General features: G+C 68.5%; 22 protein-coding genes and 1 riboswitch. Of the genes, 11 read left to right on the top strand and 11 right to left on the bottom strand.

Translation table 11 applies throughout. The features are described 5' to 3' along the window. Positions 1 to 91: 91 nt before the first annotated feature. Positions 92 to 661, top strand: coding sequence for a HutD/Ves family protein (locus tag AC3ANU_RS04365; RefSeq protein ID WP_488315522.1), 570 nt, complete (start codon positions 92 to 94; stop codon positions 659 to 661). On the opposite strand, the gene AC3ANU_RS04360 is transcribed toward AC3ANU_RS04365, so the two are convergent. The 6 genes from AC3ANU_RS04360 to AC3ANU_RS04335 are packed head-to-tail and all read right to left on the bottom strand — an operon-like array spanning position 645 to position 7552. Beyond that, positions 645 to 1961: a Gfo/Idh/MocA family protein gene (locus AC3ANU_RS04360; protein ID WP_488315521.1), complete on the bottom strand. Its 1317-nt coding sequence runs from the start codon at positions 1959 to 1961 to the stop codon at positions 645 to 647. The two genes, AC3ANU_RS04365 and AC3ANU_RS04360, sit on opposite strands and share 17 nt — an antisense overlap. Before the next feature lie 3 nt (positions 1962 to 1964). After that, the gene (ggh, locus tag AC3ANU_RS04355; RefSeq protein WP_488315520.1) at positions 1965 to 3320 is read right to left on the bottom strand and encodes a glucosylglycerate hydrolase; all 1356 of its coding nucleotides are present in this window, start codon (positions 3318 to 3320) and stop codon (positions 1965 to 1967) included. Then, positions 3317 to 4405: an ABC transporter ATP-binding protein gene (locus AC3ANU_RS04350; RefSeq protein WP_144600155.1), complete on the bottom strand. Its 1089-nt coding sequence runs from the start codon at positions 4403 to 4405 to the stop codon at positions 3317 to 3319. The genes ggh and AC3ANU_RS04350 overlap by 4 nt, the downstream gene beginning before the upstream one ends. A gap of 23 nt (positions 4406 to 4428) precedes the next feature. Beyond that, positions 4429 to 5313, bottom strand: coding sequence for a carbohydrate ABC transporter permease (locus tag AC3ANU_RS04345; RefSeq protein WP_018772143.1), 885 nt, complete (start codon positions 5311 to 5313; stop codon positions 4429 to 4431). Next, the gene (locus AC3ANU_RS04340) at positions 5310 to 6224 is read right to left on the bottom strand and encodes a carbohydrate ABC transporter permease (protein ID WP_018772144.1); all 915 of its coding nucleotides are present in this window, start codon (positions 6222 to 6224) and stop codon (positions 5310 to 5312) included. Before AC3ANU_RS04340 ends, AC3ANU_RS04345 begins: the two co-directional genes overlap by 4 nt. Continuing rightward, positions 6224 to 7552 (bottom strand): ABC transporter substrate-binding protein, encoded by a 1329-nt coding sequence (locus tag AC3ANU_RS04335; RefSeq protein ID WP_144600152.1) that lies wholly within the window; start codon positions 7550 to 7552, stop codon positions 6224 to 6226. Before AC3ANU_RS04335 ends, AC3ANU_RS04340 begins: the two co-directional genes overlap by 1 nt. 126 nt (positions 7553 to 7678) lie before the next feature. Between AC3ANU_RS04335 and AC3ANU_RS04330 the strand changes: the two genes are divergently transcribed. The 7 genes from AC3ANU_RS04330 to AC3ANU_RS04300 all read left to right on the top strand — a co-directional run bounded on the left by AC3ANU_RS04330 (position 7679) and on the right by AC3ANU_RS04300 (position 12446). Next, entirely contained in the window at positions 7679 to 8860 is a 1182-nt protein-coding gene (locus AC3ANU_RS04330; RefSeq protein WP_056391782.1) for an ROK family transcriptional regulator, read from the top strand. Positions 8861 to 8947: 87 nt separating this feature from the next. Beyond that, positions 8948 to 9013: riboswitch (guanidine-III (ykkC-III) riboswitch) on the top strand. Positions 9014 to 9023: 10 nt separating this feature from the next. Further along, positions 9024 to 9347: a DMT family transporter gene (locus AC3ANU_RS04325; protein WP_056391785.1), complete on the top strand. Its 324-nt coding sequence runs from the start codon at positions 9024 to 9026 to the stop codon at positions 9345 to 9347. Then, a complete protein-coding gene (locus AC3ANU_RS04320) occupies positions 9347 to 9724 on the top strand; it encodes a DMT family transporter (protein ID WP_056391787.1) in 378 nt (125 codons plus the stop codon). The genes AC3ANU_RS04325 and AC3ANU_RS04320 overlap by 1 nt, the downstream gene beginning before the upstream one ends. A gap of 22 nt (positions 9725 to 9746) precedes the next feature. Further along, positions 9747 to 10373, top strand: a complete 627-nt coding sequence (locus tag AC3ANU_RS04315) for a nucleoside/nucleotide kinase family protein (RefSeq protein WP_018770083.1) — start codon at positions 9747 to 9749, stop codon at positions 10371 to 10373. A gap of 39 nt (positions 10374 to 10412) precedes the next feature. Further along, positions 10413 to 11426 (top strand): aldo/keto reductase, encoded by a 1014-nt coding sequence (locus AC3ANU_RS04310; protein WP_018770082.1) that lies wholly within the window; start codon positions 10413 to 10415, stop codon positions 11424 to 11426. A 45-nt stretch (positions 11427 to 11471) separates the two neighbouring features. Continuing rightward, the gene (locus AC3ANU_RS04305; protein ID WP_018770081.1) at positions 11472 to 11774 is read left to right on the top strand and encodes a putative quinol monooxygenase; all 303 of its coding nucleotides are present in this window, start codon (positions 11472 to 11474) and stop codon (positions 11772 to 11774) included. A gap of 21 nt (positions 11775 to 11795) precedes the next feature. Beyond that, positions 11796 to 12446, top strand: a complete 651-nt coding sequence (locus AC3ANU_RS04300) for an MBL fold metallo-hydrolase (RefSeq protein ID WP_018770080.1) — start codon at positions 11796 to 11798, stop codon at positions 12444 to 12446. Between the two features lie 71 nt (positions 12447 to 12517). Here AC3ANU_RS04300 and AC3ANU_RS04295 read toward each other — a convergent pair whose 3' ends face one another. Then, the gene (locus tag AC3ANU_RS04295; RefSeq protein ID WP_018770079.1) at positions 12518 to 14410 is read right to left on the bottom strand and encodes a DEAD/DEAH box helicase; all 1893 of its coding nucleotides are present in this window, start codon (positions 14408 to 14410) and stop codon (positions 12518 to 12520) included. Positions 14411 to 14726: 316 nt separating this feature from the next. Between AC3ANU_RS04295 and AC3ANU_RS04290 the strand changes: the two genes are divergently transcribed. Continuing rightward, positions 14727 to 15485, top strand: a complete 759-nt coding sequence (locus tag AC3ANU_RS04290) for an SAM-dependent methyltransferase (protein WP_223992840.1) — start codon at positions 14727 to 14729, stop codon at positions 15483 to 15485. Here AC3ANU_RS04290 and AC3ANU_RS04285 read toward each other — a convergent pair. Beyond that, positions 15482 to 16888: an MFS transporter gene (locus tag AC3ANU_RS04285; RefSeq protein WP_018770077.1), complete on the bottom strand. Its 1407-nt coding sequence runs from the start codon at positions 16886 to 16888 to the stop codon at positions 15482 to 15484. The two genes, AC3ANU_RS04290 and AC3ANU_RS04285, sit on opposite strands and share 4 nt — an antisense overlap. Before the next feature lie 8 nt (positions 16889 to 16896). Further along, entirely contained in the window at positions 16897 to 18243 is a 1347-nt protein-coding gene (locus AC3ANU_RS04280) for an MFS transporter (RefSeq protein ID WP_488315519.1), read from the bottom strand. Positions 18244 to 18392: 149 nt separating this feature from the next. Between AC3ANU_RS04280 and AC3ANU_RS04275 the strand changes: the two genes are divergently transcribed. Together AC3ANU_RS04275 and trmB are read left to right on the top strand one after the other, a co-directional pair. Next, positions 18393 to 18827, top strand: coding sequence for a hypothetical protein (locus AC3ANU_RS04275; protein WP_488315518.1), 435 nt, complete (start codon positions 18393 to 18395; stop codon positions 18825 to 18827). A 44-nt stretch (positions 18828 to 18871) separates the two neighbouring features. Then, positions 18872 to 19795, top strand: coding sequence for a tRNA (guanosine(46)-N7)-methyltransferase TrmB (gene trmB / locus AC3ANU_RS04270; protein ID WP_018770074.1), 924 nt, complete (start codon positions 18872 to 18874; stop codon positions 19793 to 19795). Positions 19796 to 19812: 17 nt separating this feature from the next. On the opposite strand, the gene AC3ANU_RS04265 is transcribed toward trmB, so the two are convergent. After that, a complete protein-coding gene (locus tag AC3ANU_RS04265; protein WP_018770073.1) occupies positions 19813 to 20259 on the bottom strand; it encodes a hypothetical protein in 447 nt (148 codons plus the stop codon). A 5-nt stretch (positions 20260 to 20264) separates the two neighbouring features. Next, the gene (locus tag AC3ANU_RS04260; RefSeq protein ID WP_018770072.1) at positions 20265 to 21839 is read right to left on the bottom strand and encodes a fimbrial protein; all 1575 of its coding nucleotides are present in this window, start codon (positions 21837 to 21839) and stop codon (positions 20265 to 20267) included. Positions 21840 to 21979: the final 140 nt, after the last annotated feature.

Below are 21979 nucleotides of genomic sequence, written 5' to 3'. Positions count from 1 at the left end.
GGCTGTTTTCGTGATGACCCCCCGCAGGAGAGTAGCAGGGACAGGGTACGGGCTGCGACGCGTGACCACCGCAGCGAACTAGGCTGGGCTGATGCAGATCATCCGCTTCGCTGAACTCAAGGCCGAACCATGGCGCAACGGCGGCGGGGTGACCAGGGAAATCGCCCGCCAGGGCGCGGCCGACGGCGGCTGGGACTGGCGTGTGAGCATCGCAGACGTGGCCAAGGCCGGGGACTTCTCCGCGTTCCCCGGCATGGAGCGGGTCCTGACGGTCATCGAGGGGGAATTGCTGCTGCTCACCGTGGACGGGGCGGAACAGCCCCTGGAGAAGTACCGTCCCTTCAGGTTCGACGGCGGCGCCGCCACCGCGGCCAAACTGCCCACCGGGGACATCCGGGACCTGAACGTCATCACGCGAGCAGCCGCCTTCAAGGGCTACACGTCCATCATCGAGCTGTCCAAGAAGCGCGCCCACCCAGTGTTTGAGGGCCAGCTTGCGGTGCTGCTGCAGGGGCAGGCGACGGTCAGCGACAGCGGAACCGAGCCGCTGGAGCTGGGCAGGTACGACGCCGTGGTGGGTTCCGACGCCGACTCGCCCGAGGTCCTGGGCCGCGGCTTCCTGGCCGTGGTGTCGCTCGATCCGGTTACAGCCGGGAACTGAACCCTTCCACCGGTACCACGGCGCCCCTCCGGCGCGCCTCCTCAGCCGCGAAAACCACCGCATGGCTGACCAATGACTCCTCCAGCCCCGACACCACTCCGGACCAGTCACCGCCGGCCAGGGCAGCGACCCAGGCCTGCACGAGTCCCCGGTCGCCGCCTTCATGCTTTTCGCCGGGCACCGTGGGGTCAGCGGCGGGGGCGGGGTAGGCGGTGGTGGTCCCGGTCAGGAAGTCATGGACCGATATGCTGCCTGCCTCGATGGAGATTTCTCCGTGGCTCCCGAATATCCTGGTGCGGCGCGGGCCTGCGGCGGTGAAGGCCGTGGCGGTGAAGGCGGCGGTGGTGCCGTCCTCGTAGTCGATGTTCACCACCTGGTGGTCCACCACGTCGTTGCCTCCTGAGTAGACGCACCGCCCGTAGGGCCCCGTTGCCAACGCCTTCCACAGCGATTCCGGTGTGCCGCCCGGGTCCACCACGTCGGCAAAATAGGCCCTGCCGGGGTCCGCAGGGGCACCGTCCGGCGGCCGGCCCGGCGCGTAGATGCGCAGGGCCGAATAGGGGCAGCGGGCTTCCGCCGGGCAGTCCGTGCAGCGCCCTGACGCGCCTTCCGGCGCTTCCTCCGGACGGAAATGCGACAGCCTGCCAAAGGAGGACACCCGAAGGGGCCGGCTTCCAATGATGAAGGAGAGCCAGTCGACGTCGTGCGTGCACTTGGCCAGCAGGAAGGGGCTGGACTCTGCCTCACGCCGCCAGTTCCCGCGGACGTAGGAGTGCGCGAAATGCCAGAAGCCCACGGGTTCCAGGTGTTGGACGGAGATGACCCGGCCCACTGCCCCGGCGGAGAGAAGTTGCCGCAGCAGGGTGGTCAGCGGCGTGTAGCGCAGGACGTGGCAGACGGCTGCCCTGATTCCCGATTCCTGCTGCAGGCGCGCCAGCTCCGCGCAGCCGGCAGGGTCGGGCGCGATGGGCTTCTCCAGGAGGACCGGGTAGCCGTGGGCTGCGGCGGCCGCAAAAGGCCTTCCGTGGTCGCGGTCCGGGGTGGCAATGATGATGCCGTCGGCAGGCAGCCGGGTGCGGAGCATGGCCTGCCAGTCCTCGAAGACACGCTCCGCCGGCACGTGGAGCTCCGCCGCGATGGCTTCGCGCAGGTGCCGTCGCGGCTCCGCGATCCCCACCACGGCGGCCCGGCCCGTGTCCACGGCAAGACGGGCATAGGCGGAACCCCGTGCACCGGCGCCGGCAATGAGGAGGCGCACCGGTGGTGCGGTGACTGGAATGGACGACGGCGGCGCCTCCACGGGTCAGCCGGCGTCAGGATCGGCGAGCCATTCCAGGGCAACGGCCGCCGTCCAGGACTGGTCCATGCTGCCAAGCGGCTCGCCGGTAAACGGTTCGTAGTACTCGGCGAAGTGGCCCTCCATCAGCTGGGCAAGGGAAGCGTCCCGCAGCCGCAGGTACCGTTCCCCGTCACCGCGCCTGCGCAGGCAGCCCGCCAGGAACCAGTTCATCACCGGCCAGACCGGTCCGCGCCAGTACTGCCGGGGTTTGAGGCCCTCATAGGTGGTGGAGGTTGATGCCGGCAGCGGGAAGGCCAGGCGCGGGTCGCCGGTCCAGTCCGGTCCTTCGAAGATGTCCAGCTGCCGCCGCAACAGGGAGTCATCCGCCGTGGAGATGAGCGGGGCGAACCCGGCCATCGTGGGCAGCCCGATCCATTCACCGGCCAGCACATCGCGGTCCCGCGCCAGCCCGGTTTGGTCATCCACGGTGGCGTCCACGCCCTCCCGGAACTCCTCCGCCCACTCCCGCAACCGGGCCACATCCCCGCGCAGGCCGATGTGTTCAGCCAACACGGCCAGGTCCTTGTTGGCCGCGGCGAAGATCGCCGACATGAAGACGTCCTTGACCTGGAAGTCCATCACTTCCGGCAGCCGGGCGTCGTCAAACCGGACGTCGGCCATCTGCTGCACCAGCCAGAGGTAGCGGCTGTATTCCTCGTCGCTGGGCCGCTGGCTCCGGTCGGTGACCTTTTGCGTGTCCGTCCGGACAAAGGGCTCCATCGGCCCGGGATGGACCCTGGAGTATGGTCCGTCGAACCGCGGCGAGTTATCCATGCCGGACTCCCAGCCATGGTAGATCGTGAGCAGGCCCGAGCCGTCGCCACCGCGGCTGGTGCGCAGCCACGCATGCCAGCGGATCCACTGGGGCAGCGTCCGCCGGGTGAACTCTTCGGCGAGCCGGGCGTCCTCGCCGCCCGCCGCCGTCGCGCGCTCCACGATGCGGCGCAGCAGCGTCGCATGGACGGGCGGCTGGCAGATGCCGCTGGACTGCACCCCCTCGGGCGATGCTCCGCGCGTTCCCCACCGCTCCACGTCCGGGAAGTAGCCGGGGACGTCGGAGAACACGATGTGCGGAATCATCCCGCTTTTCCACTGCGCCGCGAGAAGGTAGTCCAGCTCCTGCAGCGCCCGGGCCACGCTCACCGTGGACAGGCCGGTGGCCACGAAGGCCGCGTCCCAGCTCCACATGTGCGGGTAGAGATTCGGCGCGGCGGTGACCATGGTGCCCAGGTCATTGGCGGCCAGGACATCCCTGGCCCGCTGCCTCATGTCCGCCAGGTCCCGAAGCGGAAAACCAGTCGCGTCCGCTTCGGCGCTCACGCCGTCAGCCCCAACTGGGTTTCCGTGTCGAAAAAGCGGAGGGCGCTTTGCTCGAAACGCAGTCCCACCGTGTCCCCCGCCGAAACCCGCGCTGTTGAGGGAACCTGGACCTTGACGGTCTGCCCACCCAGGTCCACGGTCAGCAAGGTGGCGTGTCCGAGCGGTTCCACTACCTCCACGGCCGCATCCAGGGAACCCTCCGCGCCCCGCTGCTCCAGCGAAATGTTCTCGGCCCGGATGCCCACCATGACCGCCGTGCCGCCGGTACGGGCCGCTGCCCGGGCCAGGAATTCGGGCGCCGCGATGCTCTGGCCGCCCACTTCCAGGCCTCCTTGCGGGGTGATCCGGCCGTCCAGGAAATTCATGGGCGGGGATCCGATGAAACCGCCCACAAACCGGTCGGCCGGCTCCTCGTACACCGTGATCGGGTGGCCGAGCTGGGCGATCTGGCCCTTCTTCATCACCGCCACCCGGTCCGAGAGGCTCATCGCCTCCACCTGGTCGTGGGTGACGTACAGCGTGGTGGAACCGAGCTGCTGGACGATCTTCTTCAACTCGGCGCGGAAGTCGAGGCGAAGAAGGGCATCCAGGTTGGACAGGGGCTCATCCATCAGCAGCACATCGGCGTCCATGACGATGGCCCGGGCAACGGCGACACGCTGCCGCTGGCCGCCGGAGAGGTTGGCGGGGTAGCGGTCCAGGTACGGGCTCAGCTGCAGCAGGTCCGCCGCCCATTCCACCTTCCGTTCCAGCTCTTCCCGGGGGACTTTCTTCATCATCAGCCCGAACGCGATGTTGGTGCGGACGTTCCGGTGCGGGAAGACGGCGTAGGACTGGAAGACCATGGACAGGTTGCGGTCCTGCGGGGGCAGGTAAGTCACGTCCCTCCCGCCGATGGAGATGCTGCCCTGGTCCGGGAAGTCCAGGCCCGCCACCATGCGCAGCAGGGTGGTCTTCCCGCAGCCGGAGGGTCCCAGCAGCACCATGAACTCGCCCTCGGCAACCTCGAGGGAGACGTTGTTCGTGGCCAGCTCGGTGCTGCCCGGGTAGGTCTTGTGCAGACCCTTGATGGAGATGTCAGCCATGGGACGGCCTCTCTGGGACGCAATCAGCGGATGGTGGAGCCCCACATGTTGGTGAGGTAGCGGCGCATGAAGAAGATGAAGACAAGGGCCGGGACCACCAGCAGGAAGCCGCCGGCGAAGCGGTAGGCAAGTGGCGATTCGGCGAGGCTGCTGAGGACCTGGGCAGGGAGGGTGCGCTGGTTCAGGGTCAGGATCGACGCGCCCAGGACCTCGTTCCAGGACATGACGAACGTGAAGATCGAGGCCGCCGCGATGCCGGGTATGGCCATGGGCAGCACCACTTTGAGGAAGGCCTGCACCGGGCTGCAGCCGAAGATCCGCGCCGCTTCCTCCACGTCCCGCGGAACACCGAGGAACACCGAGGCCGTAATCAGGATGGTGGTGGGCAGGGCCAGCGCCGAGTGGAGCAGGACGACGGCGAGCGCACTGTCGTACAGCCCCGTCTGCAGGAAGAGCTGGGCCAGCGGCACGGACAGCACCACGATCGGCAGGGCGCGGGTGAACAGCAGGAAGAGCTGGTACGGCTCCCTGCCCCGGAAGGCAAAGCGCGCCACGGCGTATCCTGCCGGAACGCCGATGAGCAGCGACAGCACAAGCGTGAACACGCCCACCTGGACGGAGTTGATGAGGCCGCCCAGGATGCCGGTGGACTGCAGGAATGTCTGCATGGTCTCGGTGGAGAAGTTGTCCGGGATGAAGCTGAGCGGGAACTTCTGCAGCGATTGCCGGCTGGACATCGCGGCCAGGGCGATCAGGTAGATGGGCAGTGCCATGAAGAGCGTGATCAGGATGCAGGCCACCTGGAGGAGCACCCGGTTGCGGCGCTGCCGGGCCAGGGGCCGGCGGTCCACCGCGGGTTCGGGCCGGTCGGCACCGGCAGTGGTCCTGGCCGTCGTTGCATGGCTCATCGCGCCGCCTCCGTCTGGTCCCTCAGGAGTTTCAGGTAGCCCACGGCCGTGACCATGGAGACGAACATGACCACCAGCGCCAGCGCCGATGCCACGTTGGGATCCTGCAGGCCTGTGTACCAGCGGTAGGTCTCGCCCACCACCAGCGGAAAGTTCTGGCCGGTGAGGGCAAGGGCAACGGCGAATGTCTGGAAGGCCAGGATGGTCCTCAGGATCAACGCTGTTTGCAGGCTGGGACGCAGCAGCGGCAGGGTCACGTGCCACAGCCGGTTCCAGAAGCTGGCCCCGAAGACCCCGGCGGCTTCCTCGTAATCCTTGGGAATGGACTGCAGGCCGGCCACGACAATCACGAACACCAGCGACGTGGCACGCCACACCTCCGCAATGAGCACCGCCGCGAACATGGAGGGGTAGTTGTCATAGGCGAGCCAGGAGACGGGCTGCTGGCCCATGGATGCAAGGAGCGAGTTGAGGTAGCCGCGGTCCGTGAAGACCGTCAGCCACACCAGGCCGGCGGCGAGGTCGCTGACCGCGAGCGGGATGGCCCAGATGTAGAAGTAGGCAGACGCCCCCCGGGGCTTGGCCCGGATCAGCAGGGCCATCGCCAGGGCGAGGACGAACTGGATGGGGATCATCACCACGATGAGCAGGAGGGTGTTGCCCACCGAGGACCAGAAGTACGGGTCCTGGGACATCCGGGTAAAGTTCGCCGTCGTCAAGCCTTCGGGGCCGCCGAATGCCTGCAGGACGCCGCTGACCATCGGCCAGCCAAAGAGCAGCGTCATGAACACGATCGACGGGGCAATCAGGAGCAGGGCCGCGGAGCTTCCCCTCCTCCTGGGGGCACGGACCTTGGGCCCCGCAGGGGGAACGTGCGGCCTGGCTGCCGCCGGCGCGTCCGGTGCGGCCATCACGCGACCTTGCAGGGGGATGTCTTGGGATCCGGCGCCCAGCACGGGACGTTGAGGGTGTCCATGATCTTGGCCAGTTCCGCGCCCTGCTTGTCCAGCGTGGCCTTGACGTCCGAGTTGTTCAGGCAGATCTCCTGGAAGCAGTTCTTGAACAGCTGGGAGACCTGGGGGTCCTTGTCGCCCAGGCCCACGGGCGGCAGGGCGAGCAGGGCGTCGGAAGCCTCCTGCTGCGCCTTGACGGCCTTCGCTTCAAGGGCGATGCCGCCTGGCAGGTCGCCGCCGATGTCCGTCTTCACCACAGGGAAGAATGCGTTGGATTTCAGTGTCTCGATCTGCGCCTCGGGCTTGGACAGGGCCTTGATGAGCTCAAAGGCTTTGTCCTTCTCGGGGGAACCCTTCGGCACTGCCATGCCACCCACGATCAGGAGGTAGCCCCTGCCCTTGGGCCCGGACGGGGCCGGAACCATCTGCCAGTCGTCCGGCTTGTCCTTGACGGCCGTGATGAGGCGCGCCACGTGGTCCCAGGCCACCAGGACCTCGCCGTTGGCCAGCGGCTCCTGCATGAAGTCGTAGTTGGTGGACGCCGGATTCGTGTTGGCCCAAAGCTCGCGCATGTACGTCCAGGCGCTGACGGCGTCCTGGTTGCGGAAGGTGGTGATTTGCCCGCCCGTGAAGCTGGGCAGCAGGAAGCCCTGGTAGAAGCGGTGGTGGAGTCCCTTGGGGCCGGCGGGAAGGCCGAAGACGGGCCGGCCGTTGGCGTCCTTGGCCGCCTTGGCCCACGCAAGGTACTGGTCGTAGGTGAGCTTGTTGACGTCAGCTCCCGACGGCAGCCACTGCAGCGCCTTCTTGTTGATGGCCAGCACGTAGGTGGCCTGGATCCAGGGGATGTACCGGGGGACGTCGGTGCCCAGCTTGGCCAGCTCGGTCACATCCTTGGAGTAGCCCGCCGAGGAGAGGTCGCTCATGAGCGAGCTGAGATCCTCAAGCTGCGAGGCGAAGGGGGCCAGGTCACCGTGCAGTCCGCCTGCGATTCCCACCTCGACTTTCCCCGCTGCCAGCTGGGATTTCAGCGTGGTGTTGAATACGCCCGTGTCAACGGGGTTGTAGGCCACGCTGATGTCCCCCGCGAATTTCTTGAGTGTGGCCTCGTACTTCTGGCGTTCCTCCACCGGGGAGAACTGCGTGGAGAGGAAGCTGACCGAACCCTTGCCTCCGCTCCCGCTGGTATTCACCCCGCAGGCTGCAAGGACCGGACCGGCCGCCAAAACCGTCAGGCCCCCCTTCAGCAATGCTCGCCGGCTGACGTCGTGGTGGGCGGAAACGGACATTAGAGCCTCCTGGGGTGAAGGGCTGCTAGGTATTTTGTCTGATGATCGATCATAATTGTGTGATACAGATCGCGTCAATGATGGACGGGCCACGCCCGCGCCCGCAGTTGAAAGGAAGCCTGCCGCATGACGGAGCAGAGGACGCTGGTGGGCGAGACCGCCCAGCCGTCGCCGGGGCCGGCCACCAGCGCCGGGCATCTTCTCCAGCTCCTGCGCTCCAACACCGCGGGGTACAGCCGGGCGGACCTGCTGGAGATCACCGGAATGGCGCGATCCACCCTCTACGAGCGGCTCGATGCACTTTTCGCGGCGGGCCTTGTCTACGAGTCCACTCCCCTGCGCGCCCAGCGGGGCCGGCCGCCCCGCTCCCTCCGGTTCGATGACCGCGACAAGCTGGTGGTGTGCCTGGAAATCGGCCATACGCACGCCGGAATCCATCTCCTGTCCCTGAGCAGGGAGGTGGTGGCTTCCGTCCGCATCCCTGTGGAGATCGGGAATGCGCAGGAGGTGGTGGTGGACCAGGTGGTGGGTGAGGCGCTGCGGCTGCTGGACGGCCGGCAACCCGTAGGGGCAGGAGTGGGACTGCCCGCCCCCGTTGACCCCCTCCACCGCCTGGGCCTGGAGCGGACCGTCCTTGCCCATTGGGACCTGCAGCTTTTGCAGGAGGCCATGGAATCCAGGCTCGACTGCCCGGTCCTGCTGGAAAACGACACCCGGTCAATGGCGGTGGGGGAGGTCCGCGGCCCGCTCGACTCCCTCGTCGCGGTGAAGGTCAGCACCGGGATCGGCTCCGGCATCATTGTCCGGGGCTCGTTGGTGCGCGGCGCCCACGGGGCCGCCGGTGACATCGGGCATGTGCGCATCCCGGAAGCCGCCGGCTGCCGGTGCCGGTGCGGCAGGGACGGCTGCCTGGCGGCGGTGGCCTCCGGGCGCGCGCTGCTTGCCGCCCCGCAATTTGCGCATTACGGGTCGCTGCGGCGGCTCGTTGACGCGGCCGACGACGATCCGGACGTCCGTGCCGCAGTCGCAGACGCCGGAAGGGTGCTCGGACGCGTCCTCGCCGCCATCGTGGGAACGCTGAACCCCGGCCGGGTGGCGGTGGGCGGGCTGGTGGGGGTCCTCCCTGGTTTCCTGCAGGCCTGCCGGCAGCAAATCCTGGCCGATGCCTTCGAACCCTCGCTGGTGGATCTGGAGATCGTCCCTGCTGACAGCCGGAAGGCCACCGCAGTGGGCCTGTGCCGGCTGGTGGAGGAGAGCCTCTACGCGCCGGAGCGGGTGGAACAGCTGCTGGCGCAACGCGCCGGCTGAGAGCGCCGGTTGATCCGGCCGGCCACCGCGGGTGGTGAGGTTGGGCACCAACGTGGCCGCCCGCCGTCGTGCGTTGCTACGCTGGGATCCAAGGCTCCACCCCGAGCCTCCGGACGACGGTTCAGTACCCGGCACGCGACAAGACTGGCCAAAGGATCTGGTCATGGCGTGGTTAATCCTTCTTCTTTCCGGCGCGCTGGAGGCCGTCTGGGCAGCCGCCCTGCACAACGCCTCCCGGGCTTCCGGCCGCCGGCGCGTGGCCCCTGCCGCCCTGTTCCTTGTGGCCGTTGCCGCCAGCACCGGCGGACTGGCCGTGGCCATGCAGTCCATTCCCACCGGCACTGCCTACGCGGTTTGGGTGGGGGTGGGCGTGGTCCTGACCTCCGCCTATGCGATGGCCAGCAAGGTTGAACGTCCGACGGCGGCGCGCCTGCTGCTGCTGTCCGGCATCGCCGCGTGCGTGGTTGGCCTGAAGGTGGTGGCGTGATGATGAAGCGCCCGTTTCCCTGGCTGGTGCTCCTGGCCTCCGCTGTCCTGGAAGCCGTGTGGGCCACGGCGCTGGGCTTGTCCGACGGTTTCAGCAGGCCGCTGCCCACGCTCGTCTTCGCCGTCACGGCCGCCCTGAGCATGCTGGGCCTGGGCATGTCCATCCGCAGCATTCCGCTCGGCACCGCCTACGCCATCTGGGTGGGCATTGGCGCCGCATTGACGGTGGGCTGGGCGATGGCCACCGGGGTGGAACCGTTCAGCGTGGTGAAACTGCTGTTCATCGCAGGCATCGTGGGCTGCGCGGCCGGCCTCAAGGCGCTGCCGGCCAGGGACCACGCCGCCGCTGACTATCCCGTGGAGTCGAGCCGCCGCTGATCCCGGCGGTTAGGCTTTTGCCATGGACTCCCCCGAGATCACTGACGCCTTGGACGCCCTGCGGCACCGGGTAGCGCCCGGAACGCGGACCATCCTGGGCATCGCCGGGGCGCCGGGCTCCGGGAAGTCCACCTTTGCCGCCTGGCTGCAGGAGCAGTTCGGCCCGGGAATGTCGGTTGTGGTTCCCATGGACGGTTTCCACCTGGGCAACGCCATCATCGAGGGGACCCCGCTGCGGCAGCGTAAAGGCGCCATTGATACGTTCGACGCCGGCGGATACCTTTCGCTGCTGCGCCGCCTGGTGCGCCGGGACGAGGCCGTCGTCTACGCACCGGAGTTCCGCCGCGCCCTGGACGAGCCGGTGGCGGCTTCCATTGCCGTGCCGGCGGACGTCCCGCTGGTCATCACGGAGGGCAACTACCTGCTGGCGGACCAGGAACCGTGGAAGGAGGTACGGGCGCAACTGGACCAGGTCTGGTTCCTCGAGACCCCGCCCGCGCTGCGGCTGCAGCGGCTGGTGGACCGGCACGTATCCTTCGGGATGGACCGGGAGGCTGCGGTGGCCTGGGCCGGCGGACCCGATGAAGCAAATGCCCGGCTGATCCAGGCCACCCGCCCGGCCGCGGACCGCATCATCCCCTGGCTTTAGACAACCAATTCCAAGAGCAGGAAACGAACAGGAGCACCCATGGCAAACGCACCCACCGACCGCCGCGGCACCGTCCAGCTTGGCGACGGCCTGGCCGTCAGCCCCCTTGGATTCGGGGGCATGGCCCTTACCCCCGTATACGGCGAGGTTGACCCCGCCGAGGCACTGCGGACACTGCATCACGCCGTTGACGCCGGCGTCAGCTTCATCGACACCGCGGACATCTACGGCGGCGGCAGCAACGAGGAACTGATTTCCCGGCTGCTCAAGGACCGACGGGGCGAGGTCCAGCTGGCCACCAAGTTCGCGCTGGTGGGCACGCCGACTGACGGCTACACGGACATCCGTGGCGACGCCGGGTACGTGCACCAGGCGGTTGAGCGGAGCCTGCAGCGGCTGGGCACCGACGCCATCGACCTGTACTACATGCACCGCCGGGACGTCAGGGTGCCCATCGAGGAAACCGTGGGCGCCATGGCGGAACTGGTCCAGCAGGGCAAGGTCAAGCACCTGGGCCTGTCAGAAGTGACGGCGCAGGAGCTGCAGGACGCGGCAGCGGTCCACCCGATCGCCGCGGTCCAGAGCGAATGGTCCATCTGGAGCCGGGACGTGGAACGCAATGTTGTTCCCGCCGCAGCCGCCCTGGGAGTGGGATTCGTCCCCTACTCGCCGCTGGGCCGCGGATTCCTCACCGGAACCGTCGATACCGCAAGCCTGGGCGAGAAGGACTTCCGGCGGAACATCCCCCGCTTTGCGCCGGACGCCGCAAGCGCCAACCAGGCCGTGGTGGACGCCGTCCGGGCCGTGGCGGACCAGCTGGCCGCCACGCCGGCGCAGGTGGCCCTGGCCTGGCTGCTCGCCCAGGGCAAGCGGCTCGGCCTGCCGGTCGTCCCCATTCCCGGCACCCGCAAGGCCGCACGCATCGACGAAAACCTTGGCGCGCTTGCCCTGGACCTCACCCCGGCGCACCTGGAGGCCCTCGACGCAGCGTCGGACGCCGTCGTCGGCTCCCGCTCAGCGGACCCCGCCTGGGTGTCCGAAGGCCGGGAATAAAGCCGCTCTCCAAAAACCCGTCCCTCACCCAACCCAAGGAGCCCCATGCCTGCCATCGTCCACTTCGAAGTCCAGATCGACCCCGCCCACCGCGAGAACGCCGCGAAGTACCTGTCCGAAACGCTGGCCGCCACCCGGGCGTGGCCCGGCAACCAGGGCATCGAAGCGCTGGTGGATGACGCCGACCCCTGCCACATCCTGGTGGTGGAAACCTGGGCCACCACGCAGGACCATGACGACTACGCCGCCTGGCGGAGAACACCGGAAGGCAAGAGCGCGCTGCATGAGGTCCTGGCCGCGCCGCCATCCAAGCAGGTCTACTCGACCACCCTGCCGCTCGACCTGTAGCCCGTGGCTGGAACAAAGCCCATGGAATCACTTCGCTACGACCTGCCGGCCCTGACCATCCGCAGCATCTCCGTCAGTGCGATGGACAACAACGTGTACCTGCTGACCGCCAAGGAAAGCGGGGCACAGCTGCTGATTGACGCCGCTGACGATCTCCCTGCCATCCAGCAGCTGCTCGCGGACGGCGCTGCGGACACATCGGCCACTCCGCGCCTGGCGCTGGTCGCAACCACGCACCAGCACTGGGACCATGTCCGGGCGCTCAAGGGGCTGGTGGAGGCCACCGGCGCGCGGACAGCCGCCGGAGCGGACGACGCCGATGCGTTGCCGGTTCCCGTGGACGTGCGGCTTGGCCACGGGGACGTCGGCAATTTCGACGGCTTCGACGTGACCGCCGTGCACCTGCGCGGGCACACGCCCGGCTCGATCGCTTTTGTCTACCAGGATCCGGACGGCCCCGCCCACATCTTCTCCGGCGACTCGCTGTTCCCGGGCGGAGTGGGCAACACGCAGAAGGATCCCGGCCGGTTCACCCAGCTCCTGTCCGATGTCACGGAGCGGCTGTTCAACGCCTACCCGGACAGCGCCGTGGTGCACCCGGGGCACGGCAAGCCCACCACGCTGGGCGCCGAGCGGCCGCATCTGGAAGAGTGGCGCGCCCGCGGCTGGTAGGTACGTCAAACACAAAAAGGCGGGCTCAACCGTGTGGTTGAGCCCGCCATTTTCATTGGCTAGTTCATTGGCTAGCGGCCGCGGCGTTCGTTCGACGCCGGGGCGGACGCGCGGCGCGGGCCGCTGCGGGCCGGACGGCCGGAGCCGCCGCCATTGCCTGCACTGTAGGAGCCGCCTGAGGTTCCACCGGTGTTGGAGGACCAGACAGCCTTGCTGCCGCCGGTTGCGCCCGCACCTGAGCGCTGGCCGGATGCCCCCGCTGCTGCACGCTGGCCGGTTGCGGGGCGGCCGCTGCGCTGGCCGCCGCCGGCGGGGCGTCCGCCTGAAGCCGGACGGCCGGTGCCGCCGCGCGGTGCGTCGCTGCGGGTGATTCGGGAATCGCCCCGGCCCTCTGCTGCACGGCCGTCCGAACCGCGGCCGGCCGATGAGCGGCCACCTGCTGCGGGGACGTCGTTGCGGTGGGTCGAAGCGGTACCACGGCCACGGGCGTTGCGGCGGGCAGCGGCTGCTGCCACCGCGCGGTCCTCATTTTGCTCGGCATTGCGGTCGAATGCCGCGCGGGCTTCCGTGCGGCCCTCGAAGGCCACGGCCCGGCGCTCGGCGCGGGGAACATCGGTGCGGGCCGGTTCGGCCGAAACCTTGCCGCGTCCGCCCCGGCCGCCGCGCCCACCGGCAGACGGTGCAGCCTGGCGGCGTGCACGCTTGCGCTCAGCATTGGCACCGGTGGAGGTGCCGCCGCCCTGGCGGGGAGCCTTGGCGGCCATCAGAGCGGCGCGGGTGCGGGGGTCGACCTTGTCGGCGATCTCGCCCACCAGGTCGGCCACGAGCGGGGAGTTTGCCGTGACGCGCTCAAAGTTCACGTCGACGCCGGCAGCCTTCATGAGCTTCTTGACGTCGGACTGCTGCTCCGGGAGGGTCAGCGTGACCACGGTGCCGTCGGAGCCGGCACGCGCGGTGCGGCCGGAACGGTGCAGGTACGCCTTGTGCTCGGTGGGCGGGTCCACGTGGATGACCAGTTCGACGTCGTCGACGTGGACACCGCGGGCAGCGACGTCGGTGGCCACCAGGACGCGGACGTCGCCGTTGGAGAACTCGGCGAGGTTGCGGTCGCGGGCGTTCTGCGACAGGTTGCCGTGCAGGTCGACGGCGGGGATGCCGGCGTCGGTCAAGGTCTTGGCCAGCTTGCGGGCGTGGTGCTTGGTCCGCATGAACAGGACGCGGCGGCCGGCACCCGAAGCGAGCTCAACGATCAGCTGCTTCTTGACGGTCTGGTCGTTGACCACCAGCACGTGGTGCTCCATGGTGGTCACCGCGGCCTGCGGGTCGTCCACAGAGTGGGTGAGCGGGTTGGACAGGTAGCGCTGGACGATCTTGTCCACGCCGTTGTCCAGGGTGGCGGAGAAGAGCAGGCGCTGGCCCTGGCTGGGGGTCATGTCCATGAGCTTCTTGACCACGGGCAGGAAGCCGAGGTCGGCCATGTGGTCGGCCTCGTCCAGGACCGTGATCTCCACTGCCTCCAGGGTCAGGATGCGCTGGCGGATCAGGTCCTCCAGGCGGCCTGGGCAGGCGATGACGATGTCGACGCCGGCACGCAGCGCCTTTTCCTGGCGGGCCTGGGAGATGCCGCCGTAGATCACGGTGGTGTTCAGGCCGGCGGCCTTGGCCAGCGGCTCGATGGTGGCGTTGATCTGGGTTGCCAGTTCACGGGTGGGTGCCAGGACCAGGCCCATGGGGCGGCCGGGTTTGCGGAAGTGCTTGGCTTCCCGCTCAGCGAGTCTTGCTACAAGCGGGATGGCGAAAGCGATGGTCTTGCCGGATCCGGTCCGGCCGCGGCCCAGGACGTCACGACCGGACAGCGTGTCCGGAAGGGTCTTCACCTGGATGGGGAACGGTTCAACAATTCCCTGGGCGGAAAGGGTGTCTGCAAGGGCCTTGGGAGTACCGAGGGCAGCAAAAGTTGTCATGTAGTTTTTACGGTCTTTCAGGCGGTATCCATGCGGATATCGGCCCCCGATGCCGGTTGGACCAGGGGTTCGCCGAAGAAAAGTCAGGTGATCAACCGTGCCGCTGCAAATAAGGACAGCCGGCAGGGACCAAATGGAACGCGTTCATCGACGCAGGATGTGCCTCTCACATGAAGAAAGCCCACTCCCTGGAAAGGTTCTCCAGATCAGGAGCAGGCGGCATCACTGCACATCAAGTTCCTCCAGTCTAGCACCCCGCGGCCCTGTAACCGACCCCGGCGTTGCCTTCGGGGCTCCGGCGGGGCACTGTTGAGGCATGAGCGAACAGCCGGGCCGACGCCAGGAGACGCAGCACGAGGAGACCCACCGGCATCACGGGAACGACGGCGGCGGCGCGCCGGAAGGGGGCGGCGGCGGCATCGATCCCGCAGCGGCATGGGACGAGCGGTACCGCACCAAGGCGCGGCTTTGGAGCGGAAAGCCGAACCCGCAGCTGGTCCGGGAAGCCGGCGGACTGCGTCCGGGCAAGGCGCTGGAACTGGGATGCGGCGAAGGCGCCGACGCCATTTGGCTTGCCCAGCAGGGCTGGTCCGTGACCGCCGTCGACGTTTCCGCCGTCGCCCTGGAACGGGCGCATTCCCACGAACTGGCGGAGCTGGCGCGGGAAAGCGTACGCGCGTCCAATGGCGACATCGCCAGCCGGATCACCTGGCAACTGGCGGACCTGACGCAGTGGCAACCCGGCACTTCCTATGACCTGGTGACGTCCCAGTTCCTGCATTCCCAGGAACTGGACTGGCGGATCCCGCTGCGCACGGCTGCCTCCGCCGTCAAGCCCGGCGGAACCCTGCTGGTGGTGGGCCACCACCCGCACCGGCTGCCGCCCTGGGGCAACGACCACCACCAGCACCTGGACATGTTCTACACGGGTGATGACGTGGTCCGCGAACTGAAGCTCAACGGCCCCGGGTGGCAGATCGAGGTCCTCACCAGCAGGGAGCGGCCGGTGACCGGGCCGGAGGGGCAGGAAGCGACCATTGCCGACGTCGTCCTGCGCGCCACCCGCCTGCCCTAGTTCCCCGCGGGCTTCCCGGCGGTGACGCGGGGTGCCACCAATGCCGCGGCGACGCCGATGGCCGCGGTGAAGGCGAAGACGCCCGCGAAGGACTGGGCCGCCGTCGTAAAGGCTGCGAAGACGAGCCCTGTGGTGGCGAGCGACAATGCCCCGCCGAGGGAATCGGAGATGGACATGGCGGAGCTGTTGAAGCCTTCGTTCTCCTTGGTGGACAGCGCCAGGGTCATCACGCTCAGGCGCGGGTAGAGCAGGCCCATGCCGCCGCCCGCCAGGACCCAGCCGGCGATGGCGACGGCGGCCGGCCAGTGCAGCGCGGTGGTGGCCAGGGCCAGGAGCACGGCCGCCAGGACCATGAGCGACCCCACCCGGACGGCGCGGAGATCCGGGAGCCGGGAGCCCAGCCGGCCCTGGACAGCGGCGGCACCGGCCCAGGCCAGCGCACCCCCGGTGAGGGTCAGGCCCGCCAGGGTGGGCGGGAATTCGTACCGGTCGATCAGCAGGTAGGGCAGATAGACCTCGGCGCCGAAGAACGACGCCGAGGCGAGGCCCCGCGCCAGGATCACGCTCGGCAGCCCGCGGCGGGCTGTGAGGGTACCGGCGGGCACCAGGGGCCGGACAGCCACCAAGGCAAGGACGACGGCGGCGGACGCCAGGAGTGCCGTGGCGGCGGGAAAAGCGGGGATGCTGACGTCGGCGGAAAGGTTCAGGCCCAGCACGGCGAGCGCGGCCAGCGCCGCCCACCCCAGGCGTCCGGGGGCCCAGGGCGGAGCAGTGTTATCCGGCGCTCCTGTTTTTTCGCGCTCTGCAAGCCCCCGCAGTACCGGGGCGATCATTGCCAGCGCCGGAATGACCAGGCCAACCACACCCAGAAACACCCAGTGCCAGCTGAAGACCTGGGCCACGACGCCGGCGGCGAAGGGCCCCACCAGCGAGGGAACCACCCAGGCGGCCGAGAATGCGGCGAAGATCCTGGGGTGCAGCGGCCCGGGAAAGAACCGCGCCACCAGCACGTAAAGCGCCACGGTGAGGGCGCCGCCGCCGAGCCCCTGGACCAGCCGGCCGGCAACCAGCACGGGCATGGAGCTTGAGGTGCCCGCGATCAGCAGGCCGGCCACGAACAGTGCCACGGAGGTGTAGAGCGGCATGGCCGGGCCGCGGCGGTCGGACCAGTTGCCCGCGCCCACCATGCCGATCACGCCGGTTGCCAGGGGTCCCGCAAAGGCCAGGGCGTAGAGGCTTCCGCCGTTCAGTTCCCGGCTGACCAGGGGCATGATGGTGGTCACGGCAAGGGATTCGAAGGCGGCCAGGAACACCAGGGCGCAGGTGCCGATGGTGACCCAGAAGTACGGGGGCCGGAAGATCCCGGTGGCGGGATGGGCGGCCGGGAGGGTGGAGTCGCGCACAGCGTTCCCTAGCCCACGTACCGGTCCCGGCCGGAGCGGTAGCCGAAGACCGCCGCGAGCAGGCCGACCACCATGAACAGGACTCCGGCGGGAATGAAGGACCCGGTGGCCTGGTGCAGCTGGCCCACCATGAGGGTTCCCGTGGAGCCCACCCCGTAGCCAACACCCTGCATCATGCCCGAAAGATGCGCGGCGGTATGCCCGTCGCGCGTGCGGAGCATGATCAGGGTCAGCGCGCAGGCGGTAAGGCTTCCCTGCCCCAGCCCCAGCAGCCCGGCCCCCACCCAGACCAGGTCCAGCGGGCCCAGGATGCTCAGCACGAACCCGCTGCCGGTCATCAGCGCCACCACCGTGTTGATGGCGCGCTGGTCCCGGAACCTGGCGGCCAGTGCGGGGGCGAACAGGGAACCCAGCATCTGCAGCACGATGCACACGGCAACGATCAGCCCCGCGGTGGCCCCGTCAACACCCCTCTCGCGGAGGATGGGGGCCAGCCAGGCGAAGCCGCTGAAGGACATCATGGCCTGCAGCACCATGAAGATGGTCACCTGCCAGGCGACGGGTGAGCGCCACACGTTGACCCCGTCCCTGACCGCCTGGTGCCGGACGGTCCCCTGCCGAACGGCCACGGGAAGGAACAACAGAAGGACGACGGCGGCGGGCACCGCCCAGACCCACAGCGCCCTGGTCCACTCCCCCGTCGCGGTGTAGACCGGGTAGGTAAAGCCGGCACCGAGCGCGGCGGAGGCGCAAATCGCGGTGGTGTAGAGGCCGCCCATAAGTCCCAGCCGGTGCGGGAAGTCGCGCTTCACCAGGCCCGGAAGAAGCACGTTGCACAATGCGATGGCCGCGCCGCAGGCTGCCGTGCCCACCAGGAGGGCAGGCAGGTGGCCGGCGCCGCCCAGGGCAGCACCGGTGCCCACTGGCCGCAGCAGCAGCCCCGCGGTCAGCAGGGCCATGGCCCCCAGCAGCACCCGCTCCGCACCGAACCGGCGGGCCAGGACCGGCGCAAGCGGCGCGAACACCCCCAGCAGGGTGACGGGAACGGTGGTCAGCACCACCACGGACCAACCCGGCAGCGCTGCCTGCGAGGTCACCTCCGGAAGGACCGCGGAAAGGCTGGAAAAGACGCTGCGCAGGTTCAGCCCGATCAGGACCAGGCACACCCCCAGGTAGGCAAGGGCACGGCGGCTGCCCACCCGGGTGGGCTCCGCTGCCGGAAGCTCATCGATTTCTGCGTCCACGAGGGTGCTGGTGTCCACCACGCTGCTGCCTGTCCGGGCCCTTCCCCGGGCGTCGGCGGAGGCATCCCCCCGCCGCTGCTTCTTCGCTTCGGCATTCGTTGCGTCCGTCATGCGCCCATTCTTGCAGGGAAGCGCCGCCGGGAGTTTTCCACATACGACGCCGGGCGCCTTCCCGCACCCCCTGCAGCTTCATAGGTTGTAAGCAGCCGCAGGCCGGCAAATGGCTGGACCAACAAGCCGCACCAACTTGAGGGAGCATCATGGAAACGACGCCATCACAGGACCCCCACCCTCCCCTGCCCCCGGGCGTGCACGGCAATGGAGGGCCAGGCAACGGAGGAACAGGCAACGGAGGAACAGGAAATGCAGGGCCAGGCAACAAGGGAACGAACAGCCTGGTCCTGGCGATTCTTGCCCCCGCGAGCATGTTCCTCACCGGGCCGCTGTCCATGTTCGCCATGTTGCTGACCTACCCGGACGAAGGGCCGTCCCCAAGGCCGTGGGTAACCCCCATGGTGCTGTTCAGCCTGCCTCTCCTCTTCGCCGTACTGGCGCTGCGGCTGGCACTGCCTGCCCTGAAGGGGTCCCCGCGGGGATCGGGCAACTGGTCTGCCGCGGCAGTTTCCCTCTGCATCTGCGGCCTGGTCTTCGCCCTGGCCTTGGGCCCGGCACTCGACGCTATTGGCCTGTTCTGACCGCCCTGATCTTCCGCTGCCCCCGCGGCGCTATTCTGGAAGGGATGAGCGAATCCCCTGAAAACCCCCAGCAGCCGCATGTCCCCAGGCCCGTTACGCCCGGGACCCAGGCCTCCTTTGGCACCTACGGCGGCCGGCCTGTCAGCTTCGTGCGCCGCGGCACCAGGCTGCAGGGGCGGCGGCAGGCTGCCTGGGCAGAGCACGCCGAGCGCTGGGCCGTCAACGTTCCACGTCACGTGGCCAACACCTCGGTCCACCCCGACTACACCTTCGACGCCGCCGCAGAGTTCGGCCGGGAGGCCCCGCTTATCGTCGAAATCGGCTCCGGCCTTGGCGACGCCATCTGCCATGCGGCCGAACAGAACCCGGACACCAACTTCCTGGCCGTCGAGGTCTACACCCCGGGCTTGGCCAACACGATCATCAAGATCAACAGCCGCGGCCTGGACAACGTCCGGGTGGTGGAGGCAAATGCCCCGGAGGTGCTGGCCACCATGCTGCCCGAAGGCTCGGTCAGCGAACTGTGGGTCTTTTTCCCCGATCCCTGGCATAAGTCGCGGCATCACAAACGCCGGCTCATCCAGCCGGAGTTCGCCAAGCTGGCGGCCCGGGCGCTGAAGCCCGGCGGCCTGTTCCGGATCGCCACCGACTGGTCCAACTATGCCGTCCACGTCCGGGACGTCATGGCAGGCTCAGCGGACTTCGAGAACCTGCACACCGGAGAGCGCCGCGGACCCGAAAGCCCGCTCACCCAGGTATGGCAGTCCGGCGTCGAATCGGTGGTGGGCGGCGCCCCCGTCCGCGAGGGACGCGCACCGGTGAGCACGGAGCACACCGGTCCCAACGAAGGCGTGGATGAAACGGGCGGCTGGGCTCCCCGCTTCGAGGGCAGGATCCGGACCAGCTTCGAGTCGAAGGCCCACGAGGCAGGCCGCCTGATCTTCGATCTCTGCTACCGCCGCCGCTGAGGGGTGCCGGGCGGCAGTCAGGCCACGCTGATCGAGGCCACGATCTCCTTGAGCATATCCAGCCGGGGTTCGGCCTCCGGGTTCAGGTAGGGCCAGATGACCACCACGCCAATGAACCGCCCGCTTTCCCACACGCCCACGGTGGCCGCCACCTTGGCCGGCCCGCCGTCGTCGTCATATCCCACAACCACCGCATAGGCGGCCTTGCCGGGCAGGTTCAGCCCGCCCTCCGCCAGGAGGGTGCCGCCGCGTTCCTCAAGGTAGAACCCTGACATCAGGTGCGCCCAGCCGGTGGCCTGCGGTGCATCCTGCACCGAGGTATCGTCCTTGATCACCGTGACCAGGACGCCGCCCAGCAGGCCGTACTGCTCGCTGTTGGGCCCGGCCGTGGAATCATCCAGGACCTGGGTGTGCTCGGGAAAGTCTGCGGTGAAGCCCAGCGGGGATTCGATGTGCACTGACATTGGTTTCAGAGCCTCTCGAGCTTGGTGTCATTGGGGACTTTGTAGTATGTGGACACGTTGGTGGTGGACTGGTTCTCGGTCTTGACCTCCACCTCACCCACCTTGACGTCGAACCCTGCCTCGTTGGTGGCCGTCAGCACGGAGTTCACCTGGATGGTGGCGGAGCCGGCCTCGTACAGGCGGGCGGCGTCGCGGGCGGCGCCCGCCTCATTCCCCAGGGCGACGTTGCGAAGGTAGCTGTCAATGACGGGCCGGTTCTCCGGTGAGTAGTCCACATCAATCTTCACCGTCCCCTGCGTTCCGGCAGTCACGGTGGAATCGAACTTGGCGGCCTCGGATTTCACGCCGGAGGTCACCCCCTGGGCCACGGTGCCGTCCATGGATACGGAGACTGACTCGATGTTGTTGCCCTTGTCCATGGTGACCTGCAGCCCGCCCTTGCCGGAGGCCTCGAAGACCCTGCCGTCCAGGTTGAGCTTGCCCTGCGCCGAGACCTCGCCGCTGGCTGTGGAGGTACCGTCCGTGAGGTTCCGCTCGTACGCAAGGTCAAGCTTTGCCCCGCCGGACGCGGTGCCGGCCTCACCCTCGGCAGCCAGCGAAAACGTGCCCTTGGCCTTGTCCGTCTGCCCTGTGGAGCCGTTGTCCTTCGCCGCATCATTGATGGTGTCCAGGATGTATCCGGGCGGGTTGCCCGCCACGTCCTTGATCTCGCCGATGCTGTCCGGCGGGAGGTCGCGGTACATCTGTTGGCGCGCCGCCATCGCTTCCTCAACGCTGGCGAACGTGTACTCGCGGGAGACCTCCCCGGTCAGTGTTGCCCCCGCCGTACCGGTGGTGTCGTTGACGCCCAGGCCCATGTTTCCGTAAACCTTCATCGTGGCGGAACCATCGGCGTTCTCCACCACTTCGGTCCCCACCTCGGCACCGCCATGGACCCAGGCCACCCGGGCCTCGATGGAGGCCTTCCCGGTCTCCGAGTAAACCGGAATGTCCGCCTTTGCCAGCTCCTGCAGGTGCTGCTTGGCCAGCTGCTGGGCGGCGGCGGGAATGCCGCCATCCATGCGCATCAGGTCCTCGGCGAAAGGGCCGTCGCTGCCTTCGCCCTCAATCAGGTATTTCCGGTCCGCGTCGGAGAGGGCGGCCCACCACTTCGCCTGCTCTTCCGGGCTGGCGTTAAGCATCCGGTCCAGCCCCGACTCGAGCTCCCGGCGGTGTTCCGCCGCCGCCCTGGCTGCCTCGGCCTTTTCCCTGAGCCATTCCCTGGCCTGCGCGGCCAGCGACGTCAGCCGGTCCCAAGCGCTGGTGCCGGACCCGCCGGCGGCCGACGCCTTTTCCTGCTCGTCGGCATGCTTCATCAGGATTTTCGAGTTCTCCCGCAGGCTGGCCACCACCTTGTCCAGGCCGGGCCGGTGGCTGGCACTCCACTCCTGGCGGAAGCGGTCCCCGTCCCGGCCCCTCCACGGCGCGGACTGGATCTGGCTGTGCAGTGACCCTGCCCGGCTGCTCAGCAGCGACGCTGCCTGGTCTGCCGCCTTGGCCAGCGCCCGCAACTGGCTGGTGTCTGCGCCGTAAAAAGTCATGGTTCCCCCGGGAAAGTGCGGTACGTGTCAATCGCTGGTCCTTATGGTTGCACAGGCTGCCGGGGCCCGGCGATGGGGATCCCTCCCCATCGCCCGCGGCTGCCTGTGCAACCGGGCATCGGGTGGCCGGTCTCCTGTGG

The sequence above is a fragment of the Arthrobacter sp. SDR-2R genome (assembly GCF_057747955.1).
The sequence above is the reverse complement of the archived record's forward strand: the minus strand, read 5'-3'. Positions and strand labels throughout refer to the sequence as shown.

Bases quoted from the DNA above. Each gene is read 5' to 3' on its own strand.
- AC3ANU_RS04365 (WP_488315522.1), top strand. From the start codon at position 92: ATGCAGATCATCCGCTTCGCTGAACTCAAGGCCGAACCATGGCGCAAC.
- AC3ANU_RS04350 (WP_144600155.1), bottom strand. From the start codon at position 4,405: ATGGCTGACATCTCCATCAAGGGTCTGCACAAGACCTACCCGGGCAGC.
- AC3ANU_RS04345 (WP_018772143.1), bottom strand. From the start codon at position 5,313: ATGAGCCATGCAACGACGGCCAGGACCACTGCCGGTGCCGACCGGCCC.
- AC3ANU_RS04340 (WP_018772144.1), bottom strand. From the start codon at position 6,224: ATGGCCGCACCGGACGCGCCGGCGGCAGCCAGGCCGCACGTTCCCCCT.
- AC3ANU_RS04335 (WP_144600152.1), bottom strand. From the start codon at position 7,552: ATGTCCGTTTCCGCCCACCACGACGTCAGCCGGCGAGCATTGCTGAAG.
- AC3ANU_RS04330 (WP_056391782.1), top strand. From the start codon at position 7,679: ATGACGGAGCAGAGGACGCTGGTGGGCGAGACCGCCCAGCCGTCGCCG.
- AC3ANU_RS04325 (WP_056391785.1), top strand. From the start codon at position 9,024: ATGGCGTGGTTAATCCTTCTTCTTTCCGGCGCGCTGGAGGCCGTCTGG.
- AC3ANU_RS04320 (WP_056391787.1), top strand. From the start codon at position 9,347: ATGATGAAGCGCCCGTTTCCCTGGCTGGTGCTCCTGGCCTCCGCTGTC.
- AC3ANU_RS04315 (WP_018770083.1), top strand. From the start codon at position 9,747: ATGGACTCCCCCGAGATCACTGACGCCTTGGACGCCCTGCGGCACCGG.
- AC3ANU_RS04310 (WP_018770082.1), top strand. From the start codon at position 10,413: ATGGCAAACGCACCCACCGACCGCCGCGGCACCGTCCAGCTTGGCGAC.
- AC3ANU_RS04305 (WP_018770081.1), top strand. From the start codon at position 11,472: ATGCCTGCCATCGTCCACTTCGAAGTCCAGATCGACCCCGCCCACCGC.
- AC3ANU_RS04300 (WP_018770080.1), top strand. From the start codon at position 11,796: ATGGAATCACTTCGCTACGACCTGCCGGCCCTGACCATCCGCAGCATC.
- AC3ANU_RS04295 (WP_018770079.1), bottom strand. From the start codon at position 14,410: ATGACAACTTTTGCTGCCCTCGGTACTCCCAAGGCCCTTGCAGACACC.
- AC3ANU_RS04290 (WP_223992840.1), top strand. From the start codon at position 14,727: ATGAGCGAACAGCCGGGCCGACGCCAGGAGACGCAGCACGAGGAGACC.
- AC3ANU_RS04280 (WP_488315519.1), bottom strand. From the start codon at position 18,243: ATGACGGACGCAACGAATGCCGAAGCGAAGAAGCAGCGGCGGGGGGAT.
- AC3ANU_RS04275 (WP_488315518.1), top strand. From the start codon at position 18,393: ATGGAAACGACGCCATCACAGGACCCCCACCCTCCCCTGCCCCCGGGC.
- trmB (WP_018770074.1), top strand. From the start codon at position 18,872: ATGAGCGAATCCCCTGAAAACCCCCAGCAGCCGCATGTCCCCAGGCCC.
- AC3ANU_RS04265 (WP_018770073.1), bottom strand. From the start codon at position 20,259: ATGTCAGTGCACATCGAATCCCCGCTGGGCTTCACCGCAGACTTTCCC.
- AC3ANU_RS04260 (WP_018770072.1), bottom strand. From the start codon at position 21,839: ATGACTTTTTACGGCGCAGACACCAGCCAGTTGCGGGCGCTGGCCAAG.